Origin of the sequence: Streptomyces sp. NPDC058001 (assembly GCF_042886315.1) — a bacterium.
GTDB lineage: Bacteria > Actinomycetota > Actinomycetes > Streptomycetales > Streptomycetaceae > Streptomyces.
This window is the reverse complement of sequence record NZ_JBHVQT010000013.1, coordinates 1-26,002: the sequence shown is the minus strand read 5'-3', so window position 1 is coordinate 26,002 and position 26,002 is coordinate 1. Positions and strand designations below refer to the sequence as shown.

Below are 26,002 nucleotides of genomic sequence, written 5' to 3'. Positions count from 1 at the left end.
GTTCTGTTGAGCGGTTGCATCGTCCTCCGTATGTCTGAGGAGTTGGCCGGTACTTCGGCTGTGCCCACCCGTCCCGCCCAGCGGGACGATTGCCCACAAGGTCAAGAGACCGGATATCGCCGAGTTTTTGCCGTTCGTGAGTTCCGGTTCGTCTTTGTCGCTCACCTTTTTTCGTTGCTCGGTGTGGTCGTCAGTGAAATCGCGCTCACCGTGTTGGTGTACGGGCTTACCGGGTCGCCGTTGCTCAGTGCGTTGACCTTCGCGCTCGGGATGTTGCCGTATCTCGTGGGCGGCACCCTGTTCGCGGGGATCGCCGACCGGTTTCCGGCCCGGCGGGTGCTCGTCGTCTGTGATCTCGTCTGTGCCGGGTGTGCCGCGCTCATGGCGTTGCCCCTGACGCCGGTCGCCGCGCTGCTTGCCCTGCGGTGTGTGATCGCCGTTGTCTCGCCCGTGTTCAACGGCACCCGCATGGCGACCCTCGCCGACGTGCTCGGCGACGGTGACCTCTTCGTCCTCGGCCGCTCCCTGCTCCGGATCGTCTCGCAGAGCGCGGTCCTGGTCGGCTTCGGAGTCGGCGGCATCCTGCTCACCGTCGTCCCGCCGCGCGGCGCCCTGATCATCACCCTGTGCACCTTCCTCGTATCCGCCGTGCTCCTGCGCTGCGGCACCCGTCGCAGGCCCGCCCGCGACTCCGGTACCGGCGCCCTGATGCGGTACTCGCTCGCCGGCGCCCGGCAGATCCTCGGCCACCGCCGTATCCGCGCGCTGCTCCTGCTGCTCTGGGCGCCCCCGATGTTCGTCGTCGCGCCCGAGGCGCTCGCCGCCCCCTACGCCGACGAGATCGGTGTCGGCACGGCGGGCGTCGGTCTGCTGATGTGCGCGATGCCTGTCGGGACCGTCGCGGGTGAGCTGTACGCGGGTTCGGCCCTGTCGCCCGCGACGCGTGCCCGGATCACGCTGCCCCTCGCCGCCACCATGCTGCTGCCCCTGCTCGCGTACGCCTTCGTCCCGGACCTGGTCTGGGCGCCCCTCGTCCTCGTGCTGGCCGGCGCCGGATTCGCGTACACGCTCGGGCTCGACCGCTGGTTCGTCGACTCCGTACCGGAGGAGCTGCGCGGCCGGGCCATGACCGTGCACACCGCAGGGCTGATGACCATCCAGGGCGTCGGCATGGCGCTCGCCGGGCTCGCCGCCGAGTTCTTCGCGGTCAGTACCGTCGTCACGGGCGCCGGAGTGATCGGTACGGTCGTCTGTCTGCTGCTCGTCGCCGAGGTGCGCAGGACCTCTGGGCCCGAGCACGCGGGGCCGCCTGGACCGAAGGGCGAGACGGGGCTGACCGCCATATGACCGGCCGGTAAGGTCATGGCCGTGCCGAAGCCGCTCAGCCTTGCCTTCGATCCCATCGCCCGAGCTGACGAACTCTGGAAACAGCGATGGGGATCCGTGCCGTCGATGGCCGCGATCACGTCGATCATGCGGGCACACCAGATCCTGCTCGCCGAGGTCGACGCCGTCGTCAGGCCGTACGGGCTGACCTTCGCGCGGTACGAGGCGCTGGTACTGCTCACCTTCTCCAAGGCCGGCGAGCTGCCGATGTCGAAGATCGGCGAACGGCTGATGGTGCACCCCACCTCCGTCACGAACACCGTGGACCGGCTGGTCCGTTCCGGCCTGGTCGACAAGCGCCCCAACCCCAACGACGGGCGCGGCACCCTCGCCTCCATCACGGACAAGGGCCGCGAGGCGGTCGACGCGGCCACCCGCGACCTGATGGCGATGGAGTTCGGCCTGGGCGCGTACGACGCCGACGAGTGCCTGGAGATCTTCGCGATGCTCCGGCCCCTGCGCGTCGCCGCGCAGGACTTCGACGAGGAGTGACCCGCCCGGCGGGGGCCCGACCCGCCGCAAGATCGCCCGAAACGGGTGGCTACGCTCGTGCCATGAAACAGAGCGTGCTGACCCGCTACCGCGTCATGGCCTATGTCACCGGTGTTCTGCTGGTCCTGCTGTGCCTGAGCATGATCGCCAAGTACATCCTCGACGTGAACGGCGCGGCCGACGTCACCCGTGTCGTGTCCATCGCGCACGGCTGGCTGTACGTCGTCTACCTGGTCTTCGCCTTCGATCTGGGGTCCAAGGCGAAGTGGCCGGTCGCCAAGCAGCTGTGGGTGCTCCTCGCCGGGACGATTCCCACGGCCGCGTTCTTCGTGGAGCGCAAGGTGTCGCGGGAGCTGGCCGCCAAGGTCACGGACGACACCCCGGCGACCGTCAAAGCCTGACTCCGTCTGACGACGCCCCTCTGACTTTCGTCTGACCTCCGTCTGACGTTCGCCGCCGCGAGTACGGCTCGCGGCGGTGTGCTGTCGACGTTTACTTTGACGTCCTAGTAAATTCGATGGTATGGACGCTGACGCCATCGCAGAGGGCCGCCGACGCTGGCAGGCCCGGTACGACGCCTCGGTCAAGCGGGAGGCGGACTTCACCACGCTCTCCGGTGACCCCGTGGAGCCCGTCTACGGGCCCCGGCCCGGAGATGCCTACGAGGGCTTCGAGCGGATCGGCTGGCCCGGCGAGTACCCCTTCACGCGCGGTCTGTATCCGACCGGCTACCGGGGCCGTACCTGGACCATCCGCCAGTTCGCCGGCTTCGGCAACGCCGAGCAGACGAACGAGCGGTACAAGATGATCCTCGCGGCCGGCGGTGGCGGGCTGAGCGTCGCCTTCGACATGCCGACGCTGATGGGCCGCGACTCGGACGACCCGCGCTCGCTCGGCGAGGTCGGCCACTGCGGTGTCGCGATCGACTCGGCCGCCGACATGGAGGTCCTGTTCCGGGATATCCCACTCGGCGACGTCACGACCTCGATGACGATCAGCGGCCCGGCCGTCCCCGTCTTCTGCATGTACCTGGTCGCGGCGGAGCGGCAGGGCGTGGACCCGGCCGTCCTCAACGGCACGCTCCAGACCGACATCTTCAAGGAGTACATCGCCCAGAAGGAGTGGCTGTTCCAGCCCGAGCCCCATCTGCGGCTGATCGGCGACCTGATGGAACACTGCGCGTCGGGCATCCCCGCGTACAAGCCGCTGTCGGTCTCCGGCTACCACATCCGTGAGGCGGGGGCGACGGCCGCGCAGGAGCTGGCGTACACGCTGGCGGACGGCTTCGGGTACGTGGAGCTGGGGCTGAGCCGCGGTCTGGACGTGGACGTCTTCGCGCCCGGCCTGTCCTTCTTCTTCGACGCGCACCTCGACTTCTTCGAGGAGATCGCCAAGTTCCGCGCGGCGCGCAGGATCTGGGCCCGCTGGCTGCGCGATGTGTACGGGGCGCGGACGGACAAGGCGCAGTCGCTGCGGTTCCACACCCAGACGGCGGGTGTCTCGCTGACCGCGCAGCAGCCGTACAACAACGTCGTACGGACGGCCGTGGAGGCCCTTGCCGCGGTGCTCGGCGGCACCAACTCGCTGCACACCAACGCCCTGGACGAGACCCTGGCGCTGCCGTCCGCTCAGGCCGCCGAGATCGCGCTGCGGACCCAGCAGGTGCTCATGGAGGAGACCGGGGTCGCCAATGTCGCCGATCCGCTGGGCGGTGCCTGGTACGTGGAGCAGTTGACGGATCGGATCGAGGCAAACGCGGAGAGGATCTTCGAGCAGATCCGGGAGCGGGGTTCGCTGGCGCGGCCCGATGGGCGGCATCCCATCGGGCCGATGACCTCGGGGATTCTGCGGGGGATCGAGGACGGGTGGTTCACCGGGGAGATCGCGGAGTCGGCGTTCCGGTATCAGCGGGGGTTGGAGAAGGGGGAGAAGCGGGTGGTGGGGGTGAATGTCCACCATGGGTCTGTGACCGGGGATCTGGAGATTCTTCGGGTCAGTCATGAGGTGGAGCGGGAGCAGGTACGGAGGCTCGCGGCGCGTCGGGCGGGGCGGGATGAGGGGGCCGTCCGTACTGCCTTGCAGGCGATGCTTGCCGCTGCGCGGGGCTCGGGGAACATGGTTCCGCCCATGTTGGACGCGGTGCGGGCTGAGGCGACCCTGGGGGAAATCTGTGACGCGCTTCGTGAGGAGTGGGGGACCTATACGGAGCCGCCCGGGTTCTGAGGTTGGTTCACAGATGGGAGCTTTAGCCCTGGAGGCCCGTCAGGAGTAGGGCCGTGAATCTGTGGACCCAGTCCTCGTCCACCGGTTCTGCGCTGACCAAGGTGCGGTGCACCACCGCTCCCGCTGCTACGTCGAAGATCAGGTCGGCCGTGCGGGAGGCTGTTTCCGGGTCCTGTTCCAGGGGGAGTTCGCCGCGGGCCTGGGCGCGGGCGCGGCCCTGGAGGACCAGGCGTTTCTGGCGCTCCACGATCGATGTGCGGATGCGTTCCCGCAAGGGTTCGTCGTGGGTCGACTCGGCGATGACGGCCATCAGTGCCGTCTTGGCCTCCGGGCGGTTCAGGAGTGCCGCGAACTGGAGGACGACGCCCTCGATGTCCGCCGACAGGCTGCCCCGGTCCGGGAGTTCCAGCTCGTCGAAGAGTTCCGCCACCGCGTCCACGACGAGTTCGTTCTTGCCCGCCCAGCGCCGGTAGAGCGTGGTCTTGGCGACCCCGGCCCTGGTGGCCACGTCCCCCATCGTCAGCTTCGACCAGCCCAGTTCGACCAGGGCGACGCGCGTCGCCTCCAGGATCGCGGCATCCGTGGCGGCGCTGCGCGGACGGCCCGTACGGGCGGTGGACGGGATGCGGCTCTGCATGAACCTGACCATACCGGCCAGTAGGGAACGCGGCGCGGGGTCGTGCGGAGGTTCGTGAGAGAGATCACCGATAAGGGGGCGACGCGGCGGGCGTCGTCGATTACGCTACGGCCCGTAGCGTAATCGTGTGCGGGGTGGACGTCCCCGTACCGGTCACCCTGTGAACAGTCGAGTGACAACCATATGTGGGCGCCGAGGTGGGGACCCCGGCACCGGGCTTTTCGCAGCCGCGCGCGGAGGGGGGAGGATGTACTCATGCAGCCACGGAACATGTCCATGAGCGGAGTCGTCGACCTCGCCGCGGTGAAGGCGGCCCAGGAGGCCAAGGCGAAGGCGGAGCAGGCGCGCGCCGAGACGGTCAGACAGGGCGGGGGCGGCGCGGTCTCCCCGTCGAGCCTCGTGATCGATGTCGACGAGGCGGGATTCGAGCGAGACATCATTCAGCTCTCCGCCGAAGTGCCCGTCGTCATCGACTTCTGGGCCGAGTGGTGTGAGCCGTGCAAGCAGCTCAGCCCCGTCCTGGAACGGCTGGCGGCCGAGTACAACGGCCGGTTCGTCCTCGCCAAGATCGACGTCGACGCCAATCAGATGCTGATGCAGCAGTTCGGGATCCAGGGCATCCCGGCCGTCTTCGCGGTGGTCGCCGGCCAGGCGCTGCCCCTCTTCCAGGGCGCGGCCCCGGAGGCGCAGATCCGCGGGACGCTCGACCAGCTCATCCAGGTCTCTGAAGAGCGCTTCGGGCTGACCGGTCTGACGGTCGACCCGGACGCCGAGGGCCAGGTGGCCGACGCCGCGCCCGCCGAAGAGCCCGTCGGGCCGTACGACGCGTTGCTCGACGCCGCCCAGCAGGCGCTGGACGCGGGCGACTTGGGCGGTGCCGTGCAGGCGTACAAGAACGTGCTGGCCGACGACCCGGGCAACCCGGAGGCCAAACTCGGGCTCGCGCAGGCCGAGTTGATGCAGCGTGTGCAGGGGATGGACCCGCAGCAGGTCCGCAAGGACGCGGCCGACCGGCCCGCCGACGCGGTGGCGCAGATCGCCGCGGCCGACCTGGATCTCATGGGCGGTCATATCGAGGACGCCTTCGGCCGGCTCGTGGACACCGTGCGGCGCACGGCGGGCGACGACCGGGACGCCGTACGGCTGCGGCTTCTTGAACTCTTCGAGGTGGTGGGCGCGGACGATCCCCGCGTGGCCACGGCGCGCAAGGCCCTGGCGCGGGCGCTGTTCTGACCGTCGGTGTCCTTTCGCCGCGGCGGGCGGGCGTTGACCAGTCCGTAAACACTGGGGCATGTGATGCCCGGGTGAAAGATTCGTCGACTCTTGGCACCGAAGCCTCCTTTACCAAAACTTGGTAAAGGAGGCTCGTGTTACTTCCAGTAAGACGAGGCCAGGATTGTGTCCGCATTCGCCCATGGATCGCCCGATGTGACGTTGGGGTGAGGGCAACCCTGTGTCGCCAGTTGACGCCCGCCCGTCGTGGTTCGGTTATCCGGCCGTTACTAGCGAGTAACGAACCCCCTTGTGCGGGCGCCGAGAATGCACCACCATCGGCGACGCTCGGTCCGTTCCCCCCACCCGGCACACCAGTCGGGCCCGGGGTTTCTGGGTCCCCACCGAGTAGGCCGGCGGCACCTGGCGCCGGTCTTGGGCAGGGGGGTCTCCGTCCAAGCGACGGAGCCTGTCCGGAGGTTGTGCGTGATGCGTTCAGGCGCGACCCAGTGGTTGTCGCTCGGGGGTGATCGCCGGTGATCGGGCGCGTCAGCGCCACCGAGAAGCGGGCGCTCTCCTTCCCGAGGACGTAGCACTTCTCCCATCCCAGCCCGGCTGAGCCGCAGATGGCCAGTCAGGGCCGGAGATGTACGTCCGAGAAGGAGGAAATCATGGAGTCCGTGGCTCGTGGCGGAACCAGATGGAAGCGGTTCGCCGTTGTCATGGTGCCCAGTGTCGCGGCGACCGCCGCGATAGGTGTCGCACTCTCGCAGGGTGCGCTCGCGGCATCGTTCAGTGTGTCGGGTCAGCAGTTCAAGGTGAGTGCCGACCGTCTGGACGGCACCGGATTCGTTCAGTACGGGTCGTTGGACACCGGTAAGTCCGGTGCCCACCCGGTGGCCGTCGTGGGCCTTGAGGACGCCACGATCACCAACCTGTGCCAGTCGGTCGTCGTCCCGGTGCCGGTCTTCGGCGACGTGTCGATGACGCTCACGGCCGGCAAGCCCGGTGGCCCCAAGGTCGAGGCCAACAAGCTCTACATCGACGCCGACGACCTTCAGGCCAACGCGACCTTCAACAAGGTCGACATCGGCGTGTCGGTCGACAGCACGACGAAGGGCCCCGGCCCGTCGAAGGGCGACAGGTACGTCCCCGACTCGTTCGCGCAGCAGGCCGAGTCGGTGACGTTCACCGACGTCAAGCAGCGTGCGTGGGCGACCACCGCCGGCACCTTCAAGCTCTCCGGCCTCAGTATGAAGGTCCAGAAGGGCAAGCACGAGTGCTACTAGGCGTTTCGGCGCCCTGAGGCACTCGCCGTGCTGAACGGCCGGGCGCGGGGGCGCACGGGTCACTTCCCGGGCCGTCCCCGTGCCCGCATCCGCACGATCACAGAACCAACGCCATACCCGAGGAGCTGTACGACATGAGCGCCGAAGCGCACACAGGGTTGGGCGACAGGCTCGGCCGGATGCGCCGATCGTTCCGAGGGTGGCGCGGTCAGCGCCCATTCTGGGGTGGTCTGCTGACGCTGCTGGGCGGCATTCCCATCATGTACTTCCCGTACGCGAACCTCACGCTCGGCACCCTGACGATCCGGATGGGGACGCCGACCGGCGCCGGCTCGCTCATCATCGGCGTGCTGCTGGTCGTGCTCGGCCTGACCATGTGGTACCAGAAACACTCGCGGATCTTCGCGGGTGTGGCCGCCATCCTGCTCGCCCTGGTCTCCCTGGTCGTCTCCAACTTCGGTGGTTTCGTCATAGGTTTCCTGCTCGCCCTGATCGGCGGCGCCCTCAGCCTTTCCTGGGCCCCCGGCAGCGACGAGGCGCCGGAGCCGCTCGCGAAGCACACCGCCACCGGCATCGACCCGGAGCCCGCGACCGCCGGGGCAGTGAACGGCCTGGGCGGCGAGCCCGGCGATCTGTCAGGAACGAGCCCGAACGACGGGACGAACGGGAGGCACCGTGCCGGCTGACGAGGTGCACCACGGGACGGACACGGGAGGTGAGTCCCGTGCGAGAACCGGGCCGCGGCACGCCGCGCCCAAGAAGCCTTTCCTGACCCGGTTGCACGTTCCCGCGGGCAAGGCGATAGCCATCGCCGCGATGCCGACCGCCGTCCTCATGGGAATGGGCCTCACCCCCACACTGGCGCAGGCCAAGCCGCTGCCCAAGAACCCGTTCCAGGACGGCCCGTGTGTCACGGCGCCCGACGAGGCGGGCAAGGCGGACGGCAAGAAGGACCAGAAGGACGACACCGGCAAGGACGACGCCAAGGACGGGGCCACGCCCACGCCTTCGCCGTCGTCTGGCGGTGCGTCAGGTGATCCGTCGGGTGGTCCGTCGAGCGGTCCGTCGGACCCGGATTCAGGTTCCGGTTCCGATGGCGACACCAGCCCCACGCCCAAGCCGTCCGCGCCGGCCGAGTCCGGAGCCAAGGACCCCGCGCCGAGCCCCTCGCCGTCCAAGACGACGAACCCGCTCGACCCGCTGGGCCTCGGCGACGCCATCAGTGACCTGCTCACGCCCGGCGACAAGAAGTCGGCGAGCCCGACCCCGACCCCGTCGGCGAGCGCGCCCGCCAAGGACACCAAGGACGACCCGCAGGACAACGGGGGCGGCCTGGACAAGGTGACCAAGCCGGTCGAGGACACGGTCGACAAGGTCACCGACGCCGCGAAGGACGCCGCCGACGCCGCCAAGGACACGGCGGACCAGGCCAAGGAGTCGGCGACACCGACGCCCACGCCGAGCGCGTCCGACCCGTTGGCACCGGACGAGAACGGCAAGAAGCCGTTCCCCTGCGTGGTCGAGGACAAGGTCGCGGGCGACGCCGAGCGGCCCCCGGCCACCATTCCGAACCAGCCGTGGAACCTGGAAGCCAGCTCGCTGCTGCTCAAGGGCCTCGACTACGTGGGCGTCGTGAATCTGACGATGCCCAACGGACAGACCAAGCAGGCGCTGAAGTTCACCGCGGACGACGGCGTCGACATCGGCGACCTGCACCAGATCGTGGACGGTCCCGGCGGCAAGAGGTACCACGTCCAGGCCGCCAAGGGGTCCACGTCCACGATCCGCAACGGCCGCGTGACGATGTACACGGAACGCCTCGAAGGCAACCTCTTCGGGCTGATCCCGATCGTGTTCGACCCCGAGCACCCGCCGCCGCTCGACATCCCGATCGCGTACTTCACCAAGGTCAAGATCATTCAGGCCGGCCAGTTCGGCGGGGATCTGACCATTCCGGGACTGCACCAGTCGATCACCGGCTGACGACCGGTCGTTCACCGGCTGAAGCGCGGAACCGGCCCGTCAGGACACCAGACCTTTCCGGGAGCCGCAGAAACACCGAGGGCGCCCCCTGTCGCAGGGGGCGCCCTCGGTGTCGTACGCGAAGAGTGTCGTACGCGGAAACGGGCCGGGGACCGGTCAGGCCCGCTCGCCGCCGCCCAGGTGGTGGACGCGGACCATGTTGGTGGTGCCGGCCACGCCGGGGGGCGAACCGGCGGTCATCACGACGATGTCGCCGTCGTTGAAGCGGTTCAGCTTGACCAGTTCGGCGTCGACCACCTCCACCATCGCGTCGGTGTTGTCGACGTGCGGGACGACATAGGCGTCCACGCCCCAGCTCAGCGTCAGTTGGTTGCGGGTCGACTCATCGGTGGTGAAGGCGACGATCGGCTGGGCCGCGCGGTAACGGGAAAGGCGGCGGGCCGTGTCACCGGACTGGGTGAAGGCGATCAGGGCCCTGCCGTCCAGGAAGTCCGCGATCTCACAGGCCGCGCGGGCCACCGAACCGCCCTGTGTACGTGGCTTCTTGCCGGGCACCAGCGGCTGAAGGCCCTTGGAGAGCAGCTCGCCCTCGGCCGCGACGACGATCTTCGACATGGTCTTGACCGTCTCGATCGGATACGCGCCGACCGACGACTCGGCGGACAGCATCACCGCGTCCGCGCCGTCCAGGATGGCGTTGGCGACATCGGACGCCTCGGCGCGCGTGGGACGGGAGTTGGTGATCATCGACTCCATCATCTGGGTCGCCACGATCACCGGCTTGGCGTTGCGGCGGCACAGCTCGATGAGCCGCTTCTGCACCATCGGGACCTTTTCGAGGGGGTACTCGACGGCCAGGTCACCGCGGGCCACCATCACACCGTCGAACGCCATCACGACGTCCAGCATGTTCGCGACCGCCTGCGGCTTCTCCACCTTGGCGATGACGGGGACCCGGATGCCCTCCTCGTCCATGATCTTGTGGACGTCCTTGACGTCGTCGGCGTCCCGGACGAAGGAGAGCGCGACCATGTCGCAGCCCATGCGCAGCGAGAACCGCAGGTCGTCGATGTCCTTCTCGGACAGCGCGGGCACATTGACCGCGGCGCCGGGCAGGTTGATGCCCTTGTGGTCGGAGATGACACCGCCCTCGATGACGATGGTCCGGACCTGGGTGCCGTCGACGGACGTGACCTTCAGCTCGACGTTGCCGTCGTTGATGAGGACCGCGTCGCCCTTCTGGACGTCGCCGGGCAGGCCCTTGTAGGTGGTGCCGCAGATCGACTTGTCGCCGGGGACGTCCTCGGTGGTGATGACGAACTCGTCACCGCGCTCCAGCTCGACGGGACCCTCGGCGAAGGTCTCCAGACGGATCTTGGGGCCCTGGAGGTCGGCGAGGACGCCGACGGCCCTGCCGGTGTCCCCGGCGGCCTGGCGGACGCGCTCGTACCGCGCCTTGTGCTCCTCGTGGGATCCGTGGCTCATATTGAAACGGGCCACATTCATTCCGGCCTCGATGAGCGTTTTCAGCTGCTCGTACGAGTCGACGGCGGGGCCCAGCGTGCAGACGATTTTGGAACGGCGCATAGGGCGGATCCTATCGGTTTGTTTCGCTACGGAATATTCCGTCTGGCGGAAGATACAAATGGGCGGGACTGTGCTCAGTAGAGGGCGTGCGCGGCCCGGGTCGGGAGCGTGCGCGGGCGTGCTCCGTGGCGCTCAGCCGCTCCACAGTGCGGGCCCTCCGTGGCCGGTCGCGCAGTTCCCCGCGCCCCTTTCAGGGGCGCGTTCGGGGTCGTGCCCCGTCAGGGGCGCGGGGAACTGCGCAAACGGTGGCCAACTTCCCGTGCACGAGGGCATAGGTCTGCGTGGCGATCTCCAGTTCCTCGTCGGTCGGCACGACGGCGACGGCGACCCGGGCGCCCGGGGGCGAGATCAGCCGCTCCCCGCCGTCCCGTGCGGAGTTGAGCCCGCCGTCGACCACCAGGCCCAGTTGCTCCAGGCCCGCCACGGCAGCCTCCCGTACCGGCGCCGCGTTCTCACCGACACCCGCCGTGAACACCAGCGCGTCCACCCGGCCGAGTACCGCGTAATAGGCGCCGATGTATTTCTTCAGTCGGTGCACATAGATGTCGAAGGCGAGTTGCGCCGCCCGGTCGCCCTCGTCGATACGGCGGCGGATCTCCCGCATGTCGTTGTCGCCGCAGAGCCCGACCAGGCCGCTGCGCTTGTTCAGCAGGTCGTCGATCTCGTCGGTCGCCATCCCCGCGACCCGCTTCAGATGGAACACGACCGCCGGGTCGATGTCCCCGGAGCGCGTACCCATCACCAGGCCCTCCAAGGGCGTCAGGCCCATCGAGGTGTCCACACAGACCCCGCCGCGCACCGCCGACGCCGACGCGCCGTTGCCCAGATGCAGCACGATCACATTCACCTCGGACGGCTCCTTGCCCAGGAGGGCGGCCGTGCGGCGCGAGACGTACGCGTGCGAGGTGCCGTGGAAGCCGTAGCGGCGGATGCGGTGGGCGTCGGCGGTCTCCACGTCGATCGCGTACCGGGCCGCCGACTCCGGCATCGTCGTATGGAACGCGGTGTCGAAGACGGCGACCTGCGGCAGATCGGGGCGCAGGGCGCGCGCGGTGCGGATGCCGGTGAGGTTCGCCGGGTTGTGCAGCGGCGCCACCGGGATCAGCCGCTCGATCTCGGCGAGTACGGCGTCGTCCACGACCGTCGGCTCGGTGAATTGCCGGCCGCCGTGCACCACCCGGTGACCGATCGCCGCCAGCTCCGGCGAGTCCAGACCGAGCCCGTCGGCCGCCAACTCGTCGGCGACGGCCTTCAGCGCCGCGTCGTGATCGCCGATCGGTCCGGTGCGCTCCCGCCGCTCGGCGCCGTCCACGAACAGCGTGTGCACCAGACGCGAGGTGTGCTCGCCGATGCGCTCGACCAGACCGGCCGCGAGCCGGGAGCTGTCGCGCATGTCGAGCAGCTGGTACTTCAGCGACGAGGAGCCGGAGTTGAGGACGAGGACGCGGTGCGCCACGCGGTGCTCGGTCACGGGTGGGGTGCCTTCTGTTCTGCTGAGGTGATGGTCGGGGGGCGGTCAGTCGGAGGGGGTCTGGGCCTGGATCGCCGTGATGGCGACCGTGTTGACGATGTCCTGCACGAGCGCGCCGCGCGAGAGGTCGTTGACCGGCTTGCGCAGCCCCTGGAGCACGGGCCCCACGGCGATGGCGCCCGCCGACCGCTGCACGGCCTTGTACGTGTTGTTGCCGGTGTTGAGGTCGGGGAAGATCAGCACACTCGCCTGTCCCGCGACCTTCGAGCCCGGCAGCTTGGTCGCCGCGACGGTCGGCTCCACGGCCGCGTCGTACTGGATCGGGCCCTCGATCATCAGATCCGGTCGGCGCGTACGCACCAGCGCGGTGGCGTCACGGACCTTGTCGACGTCCGCGCCGGAGCCCGAGGTGCCCGTCGAGTACGACAGCATCGCGATCCGGGGCTCGACGCCGAACCGTTCGGCGGTCGCGGCCGACTGGATGGCGATGTCGGCGAGCTGCTCGGCGTCCGGATCCGGGTTCACCGCGCAGTCGCCGTACGCGAGGACCTTGTCGGCGAGGCACATGAAGAACACCGACGACACGATCGACGCGTCGGGCTTCGTCTTGATGATTTCGAACGCGGGCCTGATGGTGGCGGCCGTGGAGTGCACCGAGCCCGACACCATGCCGTCGGCCAGGCCCTCCTGGACCATCAGCGTGCCGAAGTAGTTCACGTCCGCGACCACGTCGTAGGCGAGTTCGACGGTCACGCCCCGGTGCGCCCGCAGCTCGGCGTAGAGCACGGCGAAATGGTCCCGCAGCTCCGAGGTCTGCGGGTCGATGAGCTGGGCGTCCGCGAGGTCGGCGCCGAGGTCGGCGGCCTTCTTGCGGATCTGCTCGACATCCCCGAGCAGGGTCAGATCGCACACCCCGCGCCGCAGCAGGACATCGGCGGCGCGCAGCACCCGCTCCTCGGAGCCCTCGGGAAGGACGACCCGGCGCCGGTCGGAACGGGCCTGCTCCAGCAGTTTGTGCTCGAACATCATCGGCGTGACCCGGGTGCTGCTGGGCGCCGACACCCGCTTCAGCAGGTCGGCGGTGTCGACGTACCGCTCGAACAGGCCGAGCGCGGTCTCCGCCTTGCGCGGGGTCGCCGCGCTCAACTTGCCTTCCAGGCCGAAGAGTTCGGTGGCCGTCGGGAAGCTGGTCCCGGCGACGGACACCACCGGCGTCCCGGGGGCGAGCCGGGCGGCGAGGGTCAGGATCTCCGGGCTGGGCCGCTCACCGAGGGTGAGCAGCACGCCGGCTATCGGCGGCGTGCCGGCGCTGTGCGCGGCGAGCGAGCCCACCACGAGGTCGGCGCGGTCGCCGGGGGTCACGACGAGACAGCCCGGGGTCAGGGCGTTCAGGAAGTTCGGCAGCATCGCGCCGCCGAACACGAAGTCGAGCGCGTCACGGGCGAGGCCCGAGTCGTCGCCGAGGAGCACCTCGCCGCCGAGCGCGTGGGTGATCTGCGCGACGGTCGGCGCGGCGAGCGCGGGTTCGTCGGGCAGCACCCAGCAGGGCACCGGAAGCCGGGACTCCAGCCGCTCGTGGATCTCGTCGCGGTCCTCGGGGGCGACCCGGTTGACGACCATCGCGAGGACGTCGCAGCCCAGGACCTCGTAAGCGCGGTACGCGTTGCGGGCCTCGGCGCGTACGGACTCGGCGTTCTGGCCACGGCCGCCGACGACCGCGAGCACGGAGGCGCCGAACTCATTGGCGAGGCGGGCGTTCAGCGCCAGTTCGTCGGGGAGCTGGGTGGCCGCGAAGTCGGTGCCGAGCACGAGGACGACCTCGTAGTCGCGGGCCACCCGGTGGAAGCGGTCCACCAGCGTCGAGACCAGCTCGTCGGTGCCGCGCTCGGCCTGGAGCGCGGATGCCTCGTGGTAGTCGAGGCCGTACACGGTGGACGCGTCCTGCGAGAGCCGGTAGCGGGCGCGCAGCAGATCGAAGAGGCGGTCCGGTCCGTCATGGACGAGGGGGCGGAACACCCCGACGCGGTCGACCTGGCGGGTCAGGAGTTCCATGACCCCCAGCTCGGCGACCTGACGGCCGTCGCCCCGGTCGATCCCGGTCACGTACACGCTCCGCGTCACGCGTGCTCTCCGTTTCGTAGGTGTGTTGTTGTACGGGGGTCTTTGTACGGGGGCTTTCGTGCGGGGGTCGTCGTATGCGGGTCTTCGGGTTTTCGTACACGTGTTCCCGTATGGTCGCTGTCGGGCCCTCTTGACAATACCTGCGCGTATCGTTTAAACGCCCGCCGAACAACGGGGGTCCGTCAGGGGACGGAATCGGCGACGGCCGGGGTGCCGTGAAACAATCGGACCGGCTCATCGGGACCGTCAGCAGACCAAGTGACCAGCGAGCAGGAGACACAGCACGATGCGTATCGGAGTTCTCACCGCAGGCGGCGACTGTCCTGGCCTGAACGCAGTGATCCGGTCGGTCGTGCACCGCGCCGTCACGCACTACGGCGACGACGTCATCGGCTTCGAGGACGGGTACGCGGGACTCCTCGACGGCCGCTACCAGCATCTCGACCTGAACGCGGTCAGCGGCATCCTCGCCAGGGGCGGCACCATCCTCGGCTCGTCACGCCTGGAGCGCGACCGGTTCCGCGCGGCCTGCGAGAACGTCGTTCACCTGGCCGGCGAGATCGGCTTCGACGTGCTCATCCCGATCGGCGGCGAGGGCACCCTGACCGCGGCGCGGATGCTCGCCGACGCGGGGCTGCCGGTGGTCGGTGTCCCCAAGACCATCGACAACGACATCTCGTCCACCGACCGCACCTTCGGCTTCGACACCGCCGTCGGCGTCGCGACGGAGGCGATGGACCGGCTCAAGACCACCGCCGAGTCCCATCAGCGGGTGATGGTCGTCGAGGTCATGGGCCGGCACGCGGGGTGGATCGCGATGGAGTCCGGGATGGCGGCGGGCGCGCACGGCATCTGTCTGCCCGAGCGGCCCTTCGACCCGGCCGACCTGGTCGAGATGGTCGAGGAGCGGTTCGCGCGGGGCAAGAAGTTCGCGGTGATCTGCGTCGCCGAGGGTGCCCACCCGGTGGAGGGCAGCATGGATTACCAGAAGGGCGAGATCGACCAGTTCGGTCACGAGCGGTTCCAGGGCATCGGCACCGCGCTCGCCTTCGAACTCCAGGAGCGCCTCGGCAAGGAGGCCAAGCCGGTCATCCTCGGCCATGTCCAGCGCGGCGGCACACCCACCGCGTACGACAGGGTCCTCGCGACCCGCTTCGGCTGGCACGCGGTGGAGGCCGCCCACCGGGGCGACCACGGCCGCATGACGGCGCTGCGCGGTACCGACATCACGATGGTGCCGCTGGCCGAGGCGACCACGGAACTCAAGACGGTCCCGAAGGACCGGATGGACGAGGCGGAGTCGGTTTTCTAGGGCCTTGTTCGAGGTTGTGATCAACCGGGTGCTTGCAGGAGCTCGTTGATCACGGGGACGAATCCCGGGAGGGATCACGACCTCCCGGGACAGAACGCCTCGGGCCTGTTGCGAGAGTGCTGGACGGGGCCTGGGGTGCCGCGCCTGGGGCACCTCGCTCTGGCGGCTCTGGGTTGCGGACGCCTGTGCGTCACCCTGGAAGATCGCTCTGTGCGGGGCAGTATGGGAGGGCGAAGGGGAGACCGAGGTCGGTGGGCAGGAGAGCGCCGATCCAAGTGTCCCTGAGGCTGTTCCTGCTGGCCTGCGCCGCACGCAGGGTGCCTTCTCTGACGAAGCCGACCCTCTCTGCCACGGCCCAGGAGGCCCAGTTCCCCGCCTCCGCTCTCCACTCAAGGCGCTGGACTCCTCGTTCCGTGAAGGACCACGTGGCCAGGGCGAGCACCGCCTCCGTCGCATAGCCTCGACCTCGATGCTCTGCCACGGTCCAGTACCCGATCCCCCATGTGTCAGCGTGGCGATGCACATTGACGGATGCCACCAGCTCTCCGCTTTCCTGGTCCTCCACCGCGAAGTGGTACATCGTTTCGTCGTGCCAGCCACGTGGCACCAGTTCGCGCAAGTAGAAGGAAGCGTGCTGACGTTCGTACGGATGGGGAAAGTCCGTCCACCGCTGAATGTCGGCATCTTGGCAAGCGGCGAAGACAGCGTCCTCGTCGCTGGGGCCGTGCGGGCGTAGGAGCAGGCGCTGTGTCGTCAGTGAGACAGGTTCCATGGACGGTGATTCTGACGCTCGCTCGCACGCTCGGCCATCGATTTGTGACGTGCCTCGGTGGTGGCGGACCCGGGCTGGGGCGCCGTGGCGCGATGTACCCGAACGGTACGGCGGTTGACCGTGGGCATGGTCGGCCTCCTTGCGTCGATTCCAGCTCCGAGATGGTGCGCCTGACCGTGGCGATGACGGCCCCGAGCCGGCCCTGCTCGGCGAGCAGTTGCTCAAGGTGACCGCGCAACGCGGTGACTCACCGAAGATCCCTCGCGGACACCCCGATCCACTCAGGGGCGCCGGTACATCACGTGCGGCCCCTGGTCCCGGCGAGGCGAACGCGGGCGGCGACCTCAGTGCCGGATCGGGCCGCCGACCGGGACGGAAATGATGTGGCCGTCGGCCTTGGTTCGGGTATTCCTCGGTCGCCGGAGCGCGGGTTGTCGATCACGGTTCTCCGACCAGCGCCCCCGTGCGTACGGCGAACTCGCGAAGGCCCTGGACTCGGGCGGGTCCGTACAGAAGGTCTGACGTCAACGCCCTGAGAGCCGGGCGTCGTGCCTCCTGCGGTGCCGCCTGGTCGACATGGCGCAGGGCGGCGAAAGTCTGCTGTCCGTCGCCCAGGGCGTGCCACATGCGAGCGGTGTCGGTCCAGGCCCGCGCGCGGCGCTCGGCCGTGGGCACGCAGTCGATGTTGAGGCCGGCTGCGATCTGAACGCCCTCATCGGGGGTGCCGAGGGTGTTGAGGACACCGATGCGGTAGACGTCGACCTGGGTGCGGGTGGCGTCGACCGTGAACAGGCCGCCGGGCGTCTCAGAACAGCGCTCGACATCTTCCGCGGCCTCATCGAGCAGGGCGAGCGCTGTCGCACGGTCTCTTCCGGCCGCCGCCGAGTACGCGGCGGTGAGCAGCAGCGTGGTTCGTACGGCTGCGGTCCGTGCCTCGGTGGTGTCGAGTTCGGCTGCCCGGCGGGTGAGGAGGTGTACGGCGGAGGATCAGCGGCCGGACCGGCGCATGGTGATCGCCAGGACGCGGGATGCCTCTCCTACGGGGACCGGCATGCCGCTGGCTCGCGCGGCGGACAGGGCGCGGTCGGCCGCGACCCAGGCCGCGTCGGAATGCTGCTTCGAGGCGAGTTCCGCGCCCAGCACATACGCGCGGGCGAGTACGGCGGACGCCTGCTGACGCGCCCGGCCGCCGGCGGCATCCCTCGTCGCCTCGGCAGTGGCGAGCAGGACGGGCAGCGTACGGCCGAGGTCGCCGTAGCGTGCGGCGGTGAACGTCTGGCGCGCGGCGGCGGTCTGGGACACCAGGGACGCAAGGGGTACCGGTTCGGCGCTCGGCAGTCTGAAAATGACATCCTCCAGGTCGGAGGTCGGCAGTGCTGCCGCTGTGCCTGTACCGACGATGGCCGTTGCCCCGACTGCCAGTGTCCCGGTCAGTAGTTCCCTGCGACGCACCGCATCCTCCTCATCCGGCATACACCCGGTGGCCACCGTAGCGATCGTGGGTCCCTCGGCCACACCTGCACCGCTCAGCCACCCGGGCGGGATGCCCAGCGCCATGGACATGCGGGGCACCACGTGGGAGTCCAGCCGCATCTTGTTGCCCTCGATCCGGGAGATCGCCGACGCCGAGTAGCCGACCATGCGGCCGAGTTGTTTCTGCGTCAGGCGGAGGGCGATGCGGGCGCCGCGGATGACGGCCCCTAAGTCCTGCGTGCTGTGGCCCATGGGAACTCCTGCGTACCGACGGGAGGGACGACGGTAGCGGCGTCGTGCAGGGGCCGGTAGGGCGTACGGGCGCACATGGTGTGCCGGTTACGCACACTGAGCCTTTGCCGGTAACCGGTCGTCGCTCGCTGTGATCGCCGCTGTCTCCGTGCCCCTGCTGTCTCCAAGTCCGGGCAACCGTAAGGCCCCTGGTAGGAACGATCTTGCGACAGAAGGATCCGGCCCGGCTGCTGCGCGACCACCGTGCGGCGATCGGCACTCGCCGGGGACGGCGTGCGCTGGGCTGTTTCCGGCAGGCCGTGCTCATCCTGCGCTGGTTCCTTGACGGCACCCGCCTGGCCCAACTCGCCCGTGACAACGGCCTGTCGTCCTCCACCGCCTACCGATACCTGCACGAAGGACTGACCGCCCTGGCGGCCGGGGCGCCGGATCTGCACACCGCGCTGGAGCGGGCGAAAACAGCCGGACTGACGCACCTGAACCTGGACGGCACCGTAGTCCGTACGCTCCCCCGGGCCCAATGGCGCGGACCTGTGGTGGTGCGGGAAGCACCGCCGTCACGGCGGGAACGTACAGGTCATTTCCACTCCGGACGGCTGGCCGATCGAATGGGCCAGCCGTCAGCGGCTGGACCAAGAAGAGGCGAATGGACCAAGTGATGTCGCGGTGTTCACGGACGGGGAGTTGCACAAGGTCGGGTGAAACGCGGCGTCCGCCGCAACCCACCGGAGGGTGCGGCGGACGCCTCAAGCTGTCCGGCGTACGACGGTCAGCCGCCGAGGATCGCGTCCTCGACCTGCGCAGCGGCGTTGGCCTGGCCACGGGCGTTGGGGTGGACGAGGGCCCAGGTCGGGGGCTGGAGGCGCTGCAGGATGCCTTCCACCCACTTCTGCTGGCCGGGAGCGCACACGCTGTGGCCCTTGCTGGAGGAGTAGATGTCGACGGAACGGTCGCCGTGCGCGGCGGTGACCTGCTGGATGACGGCGTTGAGCGGCTCAAGAGCCGATTTCCGCAGCCAGTTCAGATCCGCGTGGCGGATGGTGGAGAACTGCAGGAGGTTGCCGTACAGGCAGTTGGCGGGGTCGTCGGGGATGACCGTCGGGTAGCCGACGGTGATGACCTTGGCGAAGGGTGCCTTCGCGTGGATCGCCGTCAGCATCCGGTCGTACTCGGCGCGGACGGTCTCAAGGCGGGTTGGCATGCTCGCCTCGAAGTGGTCCTTGCAGGGGCTGGAGCCGACGGATCCCTGGGGACCGAGCTCGATGCACTTGCCAAGGAGTTCGCCGAAGCCGAGGCTGTTGCCGCCGACACCCACGGTGACCAGGTCGGTGGAGGGGGACAGGGCGTCGATCTGCGGGGGGACCGGAGCGAAGGGGTAGTCGGGGTCGTGCTTGTCGATCACGCCGGGGATGTGCAGCTCGTAACCGATCGGCGTCTGCTCTTCGCGGTAGACGTCGGCGATGGTCGCGTTGCCGCAGCTGACGTTGCGTAGGTGGACCAGCGAGCCCAGGTCCCGCCTGATGACCTCGGGGTAGGACTCGGTGGTGCGCTGACAGCCGTCGCGGGGTTCCTCGAAGGTGTCGCCCGCTGCGGGGATGGCGCCGGCGGTGTAGGAGTCACCGAGCGCGACCCACTGCAAGCTGCCTGCTGCTGCGGCCGGGGCGGACGATGACGCGCCGGCGCCGAGCAGGCAGAGAGCCGCGGCTACTGCGGCTCCCGCCAGCTTCTTACGGAATCGGGGCATGCTGAAACCTCCGTCAGGACACGGTGATTGACAGGACAGCGACCCCCTACGTCGGGTAGCCATACGGATACTAAGGGTGCCGATCATGGCATCGGTAGCAGGTCCGAATAGGTCGTCTTTCCATACCAAAGCAGGCAACCTCACCGCACCGGCGAACTCCGCCCACGCCGAGGTGCCGATCAGCAGCACCAGGTCACCGGTCACTTTGCCATCGCGGACGGGGTGATGTCGGGGAGTCAGGCGGCGACCTCGCCGACAGGTGCTCGGCGGTGAAACGTCGGACATCGAGCACGGCGGTGTATGTGACACTGGTCGGCCCGTGAGGCCCCTCGGCCGGATCCTTCTGTCGCAAGATCGTTCCTACCAGGGGCCCTACGGTTGCCCGGACTTGGAGACAGCAGGGACACGGAGGCAGCGGCGATCACAGCGAGCGGCGACTGGTTACCGGGAAAGGGTCACTGTGTGCGGATGCGCCCCGGCCAGTTCCGTCTTGGTTGCCTACTGACTGAACAGGGCGTTCAGTTGGGTTGCCGTGGCGTCGGGGTCCGTGTGGTGGATCGTCGTGATGCCCAGTGCCTCGGCCGGGGGCAGGTTCGGGGCGTGGTCGTCCACGAAGACGCACTCGGGTCCGGTCAACTCCAGGTCGTCGAGGGCCCTTTGGTAGATGGCGGGGGAGGGCTTCCGCACCCGTTCCAGCTCGGAGAGGATCACCGCGTCGAAGTCGCCGAGTATGCCCAGCTCCTCGTACGGATTGAACGGCTCCAGGCCGAAGCTGTTGGACAGCAGGGCGGTCCTGATTCCGGCGTCACGGGCCCGCCTGGCCGCGTCTACGATCACCGGTTCGGGGCGCAAGTTGGCGAGCGCCCGTCGCATCAGGTCGGTGGGGTCGATTCCCAGGATGCCGCCGATGACCCGGTTCCAATCGTCTTGGGTGGCGCGCCCCACCTCCAGGTCGGCGTAGACGCGGATCCCCTCCGGGTGCCGGCCCAGAGCGGCGAAGTAGGTGCCGGGTGCGAGCCCTTCGGACTTCTCGAAGGCGTCCCCGTTGAGCTTCATACGGGTGGTGAGGACCCCGCCGAAGTCGAGGATCAATCCACGGTAGGACACGGCAACTCCTTCAATTTCCTGCCTGGCGAATACCGATGGCCCTCCCCTCATGGTCATCGCCGGAGGAGGGCCATCGGCTTGCGTGCGGCCGGAGTTCGTGACCGCTCAGACCTTGCCGGTGCGGATGAGGCCGACGAAGGAGGACCATTCGGCCGGGCCGAACCGTAGGGCTGGGCCGCTCGGATCCTTGGAGTCGCGAACACCGAGCACTCCGTGGGTAGCGGTGAGGTCGGCGATCTCGACGCAGTTGGTGCCTGTGCTGTCGCTGTAGGACGACTTGTACCAGGCATCTTCGGGTGCCAGCTCAGGGGCTGGGATGTGAGTATCCATCGCCTCCATACCTTTGGAGTCGAGCACGGTTCAGGTCAGGCCGAGTCACCTTCGTTCGTGCGGACGAAATCCAAGAGTCCGTCCCACCCAGCCCGACTGATGTGCATGGCCGGGCCGTGCTTGTCTTTCGAGTCTCGCACGAGGATGTCGGCATGCCTCTGGAGTCGGCTGGCAATCTCGACGCAACTGTTGCCCGAGCCGCTGCTGTACGACGACTTGTACCAGGCATCTTCGGGGGCCAGCTCAGAGGCGGGGATGTGAGTGTTCATGGCTCTACAACTCTCCTGCCAGTCGTTGCATGAAATCCGGTGTGTCCTCGGGCGGAAGGGCCGAGGCGATCATGTAGTCGAACCGCCTGGTGAACCGTGCTACCTCGCCGGGCTTGTCCGACGTTGACACCGCCCCCCAGGGGTTGTCCACCTGCACCATCGGGGGCAGCCCAGCACCCAGTTCGAGGATGGCCAGGTCGTTAGTCGCGCGGTACCCCAGACCGTTGATGGGCAACACCTGGATTTTGACATTGCCGAGTGCGGACAGCCTCGTGATTTCTGCGTACTGCTCACGCATGACGTCCGCACCACCGACGGTGCTTCGCAGGCCCGCCTCGCCCAGGATGACCCAGAGTTTGACCGGCTTGGGCTCGCGGGTCAGCACCCGCTGCTTGCGTTCCATACGCAGCGCCACGTTGTAGTGGATGAACTCGCTGGTGGTCTCCTGGAGCGGTTTCTCGATCTCGAAGATCGCCTGAGCGTATGCCTTGGTCTGGAGCAGCCCATGGATGATCTGCGGGTGATAGGCCCGGATCTCCTCGGCCTCGGCTTCGATACCCACGAAGCCTTGCATCGCGGGCAGCATGTGGCCTCGGTACTGCGTCACCCAGTCGTGGCTGGTCGCATCGCGGTTCAGGTCGACGAACGTCTCGATGGTTTCTTCGTCGTCCACCCCGTACTTGGCCAAGAGCTTCTTCAGGTCGCCCACGTTGCGGAAGTTGAGACTTCCCGTCTCGATGCGCTGGAGTGCGGCCTCCGAGAGTTTGGTGCCCTGTATGGCCTGCTTGCGGGTCATCGGTTTGCCGTTGACCAAGATGCTCTCTCGGATGCCCCGTAACCGGAGCCCGAGTTCGAGGCGCCTACCGGTCGCCCCACGCTTCGCTGCCACTTGTGCGCCCTCCTTGTGTTCCTGTGCCGATCTCGCGGTGGCGTGTGCGGAGAGTTGCACCTCGTGCTCCGGTCCGACAGCCCCTTGTGCAGGCTCGCGCATAGTCCACTTTCGTCCACGCCGAATTTTCAACACAGATCCGGTTGCAGGTGAACCAGCCCACCCGTCACGGTAGTTGGGTCGGCGTGATCGCGGGCGGTGAAGTGGTGAATCCGATCTACGGGCTAGGCGGGTTCCCTCTCGCGCTGCCCCTCTGACCTGCGGAGGAACGAGGCATGGGTGTCACCACTCTGGGCCCGGAGATTGTCGCGATACTGCGCTTCGCGGACCCGTCGGACCCCGTGCCGGCCATCCTGGAAGACCTCTCCCTTTCCATCGAACGCGGGTACGTAACCGGTGCCCCGGACGTGTCGAGTTCGACCGCTGTCCGGGTCGGAGACCTCCGTCGGATCGGGGCCAAAAAGCTGTCCGCGTGGGGACTTTCGGACCTCGTTGACGACGCAGAGTTACTGATCAGCGAACTCGTCACGAACGGCTTACGGCACGGCACCGGCCCCGAGGTCGCCTTCCGGCTCGTCATCGGAACGGAGTTCCTCGTCCTGGAAGTGCGCGACGGTTCCTCCCAGTTGCCCCAGGTCCGTACCGCCGGATGCGATGACGAGAACGGCCGAGGGATGTTCCTGGTAGACGCGTTGGCCACCTCCTGGGGAGTGAGCGCGGACGGCACGGCCACCTGGTGCGTTCTCACCAGGCCCACGGGGACGAACCGATGACGACGGCCACGCCAGTGCGCCGGGCCGACCGCCGGGTCACGGCCGTGATCCTGGCCAAAATGAGAGAACGGTTCCTGCTGGAGTCACCCGAAGTGCCCGTGGCCGACGAGGTGTTCGAAGACCTTGAGGCCGTGCTCGGCCCGTACGCCGACCTGACCGCAGCCGACATCGCGGAGCTGACCCCACGCCTCCACACAGTCTTCCGCCGGGTGATGTGTGTGGCGCGGCAGACGAACAGTGGGGTGAGTCCCGGGACGGTCGAGGCTTCTCGTGGCCTCTTGGAAGAGCGGGTTCCGCACGAGTTCACCCTGGCACTCGGATATCTGCGGCGCCTCGCCGTGACCGTGGCGGGACTGCTCGATGAGCTGCTGGAGGAGATGCCGTGAGCGCGCCACCCGCTGACGGCGGTCCGAGCGGCGTCCAGCCCTTGGCGATCGACGTGCTACCAGCCCACGAAGCCTACGACTACGAGTTCGTCGCCTCCCGCCTTCACGACATCGACCTGCTGAACGGGAGCATCGCCGTCCGCGTCTACCGGGTCCCATTGCTGGCGGTGCCGGTAGGCGGATGTCGGCGCGGCGGATTCATAGACATAGGGGCCTCCGTGACGGTGGCGCTGGCCGCCCGCACGGCACTGATAGGGCGCGCCGGATTCCCCGTACCGCGTGTCCGCCTGATCCGCCCAACGGGCGTGGACGCCTGGCTGGTCGAGTGGGGAGCCCGCGCCCCTGACCTGCCGATAGGCCACCCCGAGCGGGTCCGTTTCTACGGATACACGAAATGAAGGAGCCACAAAGTCATGAGCAACGAGCGCAGCAGTAGGAACAGTAAGAACAGCAAGAACGGGCACATCACCGTGCTGTCCTGGAACTACGAGCGGAACGGCGCGGGCGACGAGTCCATGCGCGTCCACGCCCACGAGGTACTGGCGTCTCTCGACCCGCACCTCGTGTTACGGCAGGAGATGTGGGGAGCGGACGCCAACGGCAACGAGATCATGTACGAGTTGGAGGACGTGCTAGGTATGCGCGGCTGGCTCGGTCCCGGTGCCTGCACCGCGGTCTTCGCCGACCCCGCCACGTTCCGGCCGGTGCGGGAGTGGCCGTTGACCGGCCCCATGTGGCTGCTCCCGCCGACCGCGCTCACCCTTCGGTTCACACCGGCGGGCCGCCAGTCCATGCCGATCGCGGTGGCCTCGTACCACCTCAACTACGCCTCGTCGGCGAACCGACTCGCCGAAACCGAATGGCTCACCGTGTGGGCCGACAAGAAGTGGACAAGGCCGGACGGTGAAACGGTACGGATGCCCGCGCTCATGGCCGGCGACAACAACTCGTACCCGGTGCCGGGGGTGGAGGGCGACGTACCGCTGCCGGAACTGAAGGCCATCGCCGACCAGCCACACCGCCTTCACCGCTCGCACTACGGCCCCGACGGCACACGGGTGATGGACACGCGCCCCGACGAGGTGCTGCGCACAGCGGGCCTGGAGGACGTCGCCCGCCACTGGGCGACGACGGAAGGCGGCACGGACGACGCGGTGTCCCACACGGTGAACGCCTGCGCAACACATGGCCCGGACGCCCGAATCGACCGCGTCTACACCTCCGCCGCCCTACTCGGCGCAGTCACCGACGTGGACGTCATCGAGGTCCCGGCAGACATCTCGGACCACCACATCGTCCGCCTCACGCTCGACGCCGACTACCTCACGGACGTCCTCAACCACCGGATCGAGCAGACGGCGACGTGACGGCCAGCCGTAGCTCGTGGTGACCCATGGGGGAGAGTAGGGCCCATGTCTACGTACGAGACGATGTCGTTCCACCTTGAGACCGAGCGGCTGATTCTGCGGCCGTGGGTCGAGTCGGACGCCGCTGAGTTCTGTGCCCTCCTCTCCGAACGCGGCAACGGGACGCCCACGGTTGAGCACATCCGGACGTCCATCGCGGAACTCCTCGCTGCGACGGCGACGACGGGAATTGCCCTGCTGCCCATCCAGCGCCGTGACGAAGGCGACTTCATCGGTTATTGCGGGTTGATCATCGGCCGCTCCACCCTGGAGGAGCCTGAAATCGCGTACGAGTTGTTCCAGCGCGCGCACGGGCGTGGCTACGCCACCGAGGCGGCCCGCGCGGTGCTCGATGCCGCCATCGCGACCGGGCGGAAACGGCTCTGGTCGACCGTCGGTGCGTGGAACACACCGTCGCTCCGTGTCCTGGAGAAGCTCGACTTCGAGCGCGATCACGTATCCACGGAAGACAACGGCGAAGTGGTATGGCTCACCCGCTCACTGCTGTGACCCGGGGTCGCGTCCCTGGGCCTCACTGACCAGGGAATGCGCTTCTGCCGGCCGACCGGGCGGACGTCGACAAGCTCGAAGCCGGAGGGCCGTCACGTCCGGCGATGTGCGGCGGGGTCACGCTCGGCGACATGACGGGCGACGGCATCGACTCCGGGACGGGCGTAGCGTTCCAGCGAACGGACGGAGGCATGGCGGGAGCGGGCCAGCAGCATCGGCGTGGACGTGCCGTCCTCCGCATCGTGTGTCAATGCACGGCTCCGCCGCAGTAAATCCGGTATTTACTGCGGCAGTGTGGCCTGACCGATGAGTTTTGCGCGCCGTGCTGGTCTGTACGCCGAATACCGACTCACAGGAGGCTGACGCCATGCGGAAACT

At 68.4% G+C, this 26,002-nt stretch carries 27 protein-coding genes and 1 pseudogene; 15 read left to right on the top strand and 13 right to left on the bottom strand.

Translation table 11 applies throughout. The annotated features are described in order from the left end of the window. Positions 1-30: 30 nt before the first annotated feature. From ACFVT5_RS30190 to ACFVT5_RS30175, 4 genes are all read left to right on the top strand, one after another. Positions 31-1,347, top strand: coding sequence for an MFS transporter (locus ACFVT5_RS30190; protein WP_389894521.1), 1,317 nt, complete (start codon positions 31-33; stop codon positions 1,345-1,347). A gap of 21 nt (positions 1,348-1,368) precedes the next feature. Continuing rightward, complete coding sequence (locus ACFVT5_RS30185) at positions 1,369-1,878, top strand: MarR family winged helix-turn-helix transcriptional regulator (RefSeq protein ID WP_389894519.1); 510 nt, start codon at positions 1,369-1,371, stop codon at positions 1,876-1,878. A 62-nt stretch (positions 1,879-1,940) separates the two neighbouring features. Next, the gene (locus tag ACFVT5_RS30180; protein WP_389894517.1) at positions 1,941-2,279 is read left to right on the top strand and encodes a DUF3817 domain-containing protein; all 339 of its coding nucleotides are present in this window, start codon (positions 1,941-1,943) and stop codon (positions 2,277-2,279) included. 121 nt (positions 2,280-2,400) lie between these two features. After that, positions 2,401-4,101 (top strand): methylmalonyl-CoA mutase, encoded by a 1,701-nt coding sequence (locus tag ACFVT5_RS30175; RefSeq protein ID WP_389894515.1) that lies wholly within the window; start codon positions 2,401-2,403, stop codon positions 4,099-4,101. A 22-nt stretch (positions 4,102-4,123) separates the two neighbouring features. On the opposite strand, the gene ACFVT5_RS30170 is transcribed toward ACFVT5_RS30175, so the two are convergent. Beyond that, entirely contained in the window at positions 4,124-4,738 is a 615-nt protein-coding gene (locus ACFVT5_RS30170; protein ID WP_389894513.1) for a TetR/AcrR family transcriptional regulator, read from the bottom strand. Between the two features lie 255 nt (positions 4,739-4,993). On the opposite strand from ACFVT5_RS30170, the gene ACFVT5_RS30165 reads away from it, so the two are divergent. The 4 genes from ACFVT5_RS30165 (at position 4,994) to ACFVT5_RS30150 (ending at position 9,222) form a co-directional block, all read left to right on the top strand. Then, positions 4,994-5,971, top strand: a complete 978-nt coding sequence (locus tag ACFVT5_RS30165; RefSeq protein WP_389894511.1) for a tetratricopeptide repeat protein — start codon at positions 4,994-4,996, stop codon at positions 5,969-5,971. 650 nt (positions 5,972-6,621) lie between these two features. Further along, complete coding sequence (locus ACFVT5_RS30160; protein WP_389894509.1) at positions 6,622-7,239, top strand: DUF6230 family protein; 618 nt, start codon at positions 6,622-6,624, stop codon at positions 7,237-7,239. 134 nt (positions 7,240-7,373) lie between these two features. Next, positions 7,374-7,925, top strand: a complete 552-nt coding sequence (locus ACFVT5_RS30155) for a DUF6114 domain-containing protein (RefSeq protein ID WP_389894507.1) — start codon at positions 7,374-7,376, stop codon at positions 7,923-7,925. Between the two features lie 91 nt (positions 7,926-8,016). Next, a complete protein-coding gene (locus tag ACFVT5_RS30150; protein WP_389894505.1) occupies positions 8,017-9,222 on the top strand; it encodes a hypothetical protein in 1,206 nt (401 codons plus the stop codon). 156 nt (positions 9,223-9,378) lie between these two features. Here ACFVT5_RS30150 and pyk read toward each other — a convergent pair whose 3' ends face one another. From pyk to pta, 3 genes are all read right to left on the bottom strand, one after another. Further along, positions 9,379-10,809: a pyruvate kinase gene (gene pyk, locus ACFVT5_RS30145; RefSeq protein ID WP_389894503.1), complete on the bottom strand. Its 1,431-nt coding sequence runs from the start codon at positions 10,807-10,809 to the stop codon at positions 9,379-9,381. Positions 10,810-10,999: 190 nt separating this feature from the next. After that, positions 11,000-12,280: an acetate kinase gene (locus ACFVT5_RS30140; RefSeq protein WP_389894501.1), complete on the bottom strand. Its 1,281-nt coding sequence runs from the start codon at positions 12,278-12,280 to the stop codon at positions 11,000-11,002. A 45-nt stretch (positions 12,281-12,325) separates the two neighbouring features. Then, on the bottom strand, positions 12,326-14,401 hold the full coding sequence (pta, locus tag ACFVT5_RS30135) for a phosphate acetyltransferase (protein ID WP_389894499.1): 2,076 nt from the start codon (positions 14,399-14,401) through the stop codon (positions 12,326-12,328). Between the two features lie 286 nt (positions 14,402-14,687). Here pta and ACFVT5_RS30130 point away from each other — a divergent pair, with 286 nt between their 5' ends. Further along, on the top strand, positions 14,688-15,713 hold the full coding sequence (locus tag ACFVT5_RS30130; protein ID WP_389894497.1) for a 6-phosphofructokinase: 1,026 nt from the start codon (positions 14,688-14,690) through the stop codon (positions 15,711-15,713). Positions 15,714-15,903: 190 nt separating this feature from the next. On the opposite strand, the gene ACFVT5_RS30125 is transcribed toward ACFVT5_RS30130, so the two are convergent. The 3 genes from ACFVT5_RS30125 to ACFVT5_RS30115 form a co-directional block, all read right to left on the bottom strand. Continuing rightward, positions 15,904-16,485, bottom strand: a complete 582-nt coding sequence (locus tag ACFVT5_RS30125) for a GNAT family N-acetyltransferase (RefSeq protein WP_389894495.1) — start codon at positions 16,483-16,485, stop codon at positions 15,904-15,906. Positions 16,486-16,923: 438 nt separating this feature from the next. Next, positions 16,924-17,160: a hypothetical protein gene (locus tag ACFVT5_RS30120; RefSeq protein ID WP_389894493.1), complete on the bottom strand. Its 237-nt coding sequence runs from the start codon at positions 17,158-17,160 to the stop codon at positions 16,924-16,926. A 312-nt stretch (positions 17,161-17,472) separates the two neighbouring features. Then, a complete protein-coding gene (locus ACFVT5_RS30115; RefSeq protein ID WP_389894491.1) occupies positions 17,473-18,210 on the bottom strand; it encodes a helix-turn-helix domain-containing protein in 738 nt (245 codons plus the stop codon). 227 nt (positions 18,211-18,437) lie between these two features. On the opposite strand from ACFVT5_RS30115, the pseudogene ACFVT5_RS30110 reads away from it, so the two are divergent. After that, a pseudogene (locus ACFVT5_RS30110) lies at positions 18,438-18,849 on the top strand (IS5/IS1182 family transposase); the annotation flags it as partial. A gap of 130 nt (positions 18,850-18,979) precedes the next feature. Here the strand turns inward: ACFVT5_RS30110 and ACFVT5_RS30105 are convergent. The 5 genes from ACFVT5_RS30105 to ACFVT5_RS30085 all read right to left on the bottom strand — a co-directional run bounded on the left by ACFVT5_RS30105 (position 18,980) and on the right by ACFVT5_RS30085 (position 22,456). Beyond that, on the bottom strand, positions 18,980-19,954 hold the full coding sequence (locus ACFVT5_RS30105; RefSeq protein ID WP_389894489.1) for an SGNH/GDSL hydrolase family protein: 975 nt from the start codon (positions 19,952-19,954) through the stop codon (positions 18,980-18,982). A gap of 498 nt (positions 19,955-20,452) precedes the next feature. Then, a complete protein-coding gene (locus ACFVT5_RS30100; protein WP_389894487.1) occupies positions 20,453-21,061 on the bottom strand; it encodes an HAD-IA family hydrolase in 609 nt (202 codons plus the stop codon). 105 nt (positions 21,062-21,166) lie between these two features. Beyond that, positions 21,167-21,391, bottom strand: coding sequence for a DUF397 domain-containing protein (locus tag ACFVT5_RS30095; protein ID WP_389894485.1), 225 nt, complete (start codon positions 21,389-21,391; stop codon positions 21,167-21,169). A gap of 35 nt (positions 21,392-21,426) precedes the next feature. Next, on the bottom strand, positions 21,427-21,660 hold the full coding sequence (locus ACFVT5_RS30090) for a DUF397 domain-containing protein (protein WP_389894483.1): 234 nt from the start codon (positions 21,658-21,660) through the stop codon (positions 21,427-21,429). Between the two features lie 4 nt (positions 21,661-21,664). Continuing rightward, complete coding sequence (locus ACFVT5_RS30085) at positions 21,665-22,456, bottom strand: helix-turn-helix domain-containing protein (protein ID WP_389894481.1); 792 nt, start codon at positions 22,454-22,456, stop codon at positions 21,665-21,667. Positions 22,457-22,824: 368 nt separating this feature from the next. On the opposite strand from ACFVT5_RS30085, the gene ACFVT5_RS30080 reads away from it, so the two are divergent. Genes ACFVT5_RS30080 through ACFVT5_RS30060 form a run of 5 tightly spaced genes read left to right on the top strand, consistent with a single transcriptional unit; the run spans position 22,825 to position 25,624 of the window. Further along, positions 22,825-23,322 carry an ATP-binding protein gene (locus ACFVT5_RS30080; RefSeq protein ID WP_389894479.1) on the top strand — a complete coding sequence of 166 codons (498 nt, stop codon included), beginning with the start codon at positions 22,825-22,827 and terminating at the stop codon, positions 23,320-23,322. After that, positions 23,319-23,708, top strand: a complete 390-nt coding sequence (locus ACFVT5_RS30075; protein ID WP_389894477.1) for a DUF6415 family natural product biosynthesis protein — start codon at positions 23,319-23,321, stop codon at positions 23,706-23,708. Before ACFVT5_RS30080 ends, ACFVT5_RS30075 begins: the two co-directional genes overlap by 4 nt. Beyond that, entirely contained in the window at positions 23,705-24,106 is a 402-nt protein-coding gene (locus tag ACFVT5_RS30070; RefSeq protein WP_389894475.1) for a DUF6302 family protein, read from the top strand. The genes ACFVT5_RS30075 and ACFVT5_RS30070 overlap by 4 nt, the downstream gene beginning before the upstream one ends. 15 nt (positions 24,107-24,121) lie before the next feature. Then, complete coding sequence (locus tag ACFVT5_RS30065) at positions 24,122-25,075, top strand: endonuclease/exonuclease/phosphatase family protein (protein ID WP_389894473.1); 954 nt, start codon at positions 24,122-24,124, stop codon at positions 25,073-25,075. Positions 25,076-25,120: 45 nt separating this feature from the next. Further along, a complete protein-coding gene (locus ACFVT5_RS30060) occupies positions 25,121-25,624 on the top strand; it encodes a GNAT family N-acetyltransferase (protein ID WP_389894471.1) in 504 nt (167 codons plus the stop codon). A gap of 92 nt (positions 25,625-25,716) precedes the next feature. On the opposite strand, the gene ACFVT5_RS30055 is transcribed toward ACFVT5_RS30060, so the two are convergent. Continuing rightward, entirely contained in the window at positions 25,717-25,875 is a 159-nt protein-coding gene (locus ACFVT5_RS30055; RefSeq protein WP_389894469.1) for a PmrA, read from the bottom strand. Positions 25,876-26,002 lie beyond the last annotated feature (127 nt).

Coding starts and splice junctions, on each gene's coding strand:
- ACFVT5_RS30190 (WP_389894521.1), top strand. CDS start 31: ATGTCTGAGGAGTTGGCCGGTACTTCGGCTGTGCCCACCCGTCCCGCC.
- ACFVT5_RS30180 (WP_389894517.1), top strand. CDS start 1,941: ATGAAACAGAGCGTGCTGACCCGCTACCGCGTCATGGCCTATGTCACC.
- ACFVT5_RS30175 (WP_389894515.1), top strand. CDS start 2,401: ATGGACGCTGACGCCATCGCAGAGGGCCGCCGACGCTGGCAGGCCCGG.
- ACFVT5_RS30170 (WP_389894513.1), bottom strand. CDS start 4,738: ATGCAGAGCCGCATCCCGTCCACCGCCCGTACGGGCCGTCCGCGCAGC.
- ACFVT5_RS30165 (WP_389894511.1), top strand. CDS start 4,994: ATGCAGCCACGGAACATGTCCATGAGCGGAGTCGTCGACCTCGCCGCG.
- ACFVT5_RS30160 (WP_389894509.1), top strand. CDS start 6,622: ATGGAGTCCGTGGCTCGTGGCGGAACCAGATGGAAGCGGTTCGCCGTT.
- ACFVT5_RS30155 (WP_389894507.1), top strand. CDS start 7,374: ATGAGCGCCGAAGCGCACACAGGGTTGGGCGACAGGCTCGGCCGGATG.
- pyk (WP_389894503.1), bottom strand. CDS start 10,809: ATGCGCCGTTCCAAAATCGTCTGCACGCTGGGCCCCGCCGTCGACTCG.
- ACFVT5_RS30130 (WP_389894497.1), top strand. CDS start 14,688: ATGCGTATCGGAGTTCTCACCGCAGGCGGCGACTGTCCTGGCCTGAAC.
- ACFVT5_RS30125 (WP_389894495.1), bottom strand. CDS start 16,485: ATGGAACCTGTCTCACTGACGACACAGCGCCTGCTCCTACGCCCGCAC.
- ACFVT5_RS30115 (WP_389894491.1), bottom strand. CDS start 18,210: ATGGGCCACAGCACGCAGGACTTAGGGGCCGTCATCCGCGGCGCCCGC.
- ACFVT5_RS30105 (WP_389894489.1), bottom strand. CDS start 19,954: ATGCCCCGATTCCGTAAGAAGCTGGCGGGAGCCGCAGTAGCCGCGGCT.
- ACFVT5_RS30095 (WP_389894485.1), bottom strand. CDS start 21,391: ATGGATACTCACATCCCAGCCCCTGAGCTGGCACCCGAAGATGCCTGG.
- ACFVT5_RS30090 (WP_389894483.1), bottom strand. CDS start 21,660: ATGAACACTCACATCCCCGCCTCTGAGCTGGCCCCCGAAGATGCCTGG.
- ACFVT5_RS30085 (WP_389894481.1), bottom strand. CDS start 22,456: ATGACCCGCAAGCAGGCCATACAGGGCACCAAACTCTCGGAGGCCGCA.
- ACFVT5_RS30080 (WP_389894479.1), top strand. CDS start 22,825: ATGGGTGTCACCACTCTGGGCCCGGAGATTGTCGCGATACTGCGCTTC.
- ACFVT5_RS30075 (WP_389894477.1), top strand. CDS start 23,319: ATGACGACGGCCACGCCAGTGCGCCGGGCCGACCGCCGGGTCACGGCC.
- ACFVT5_RS30065 (WP_389894473.1), top strand. CDS start 24,122: ATGAGCAACGAGCGCAGCAGTAGGAACAGTAAGAACAGCAAGAACGGG.
- ACFVT5_RS30060 (WP_389894471.1), top strand. CDS start 25,121: ATGTCTACGTACGAGACGATGTCGTTCCACCTTGAGACCGAGCGGCTG.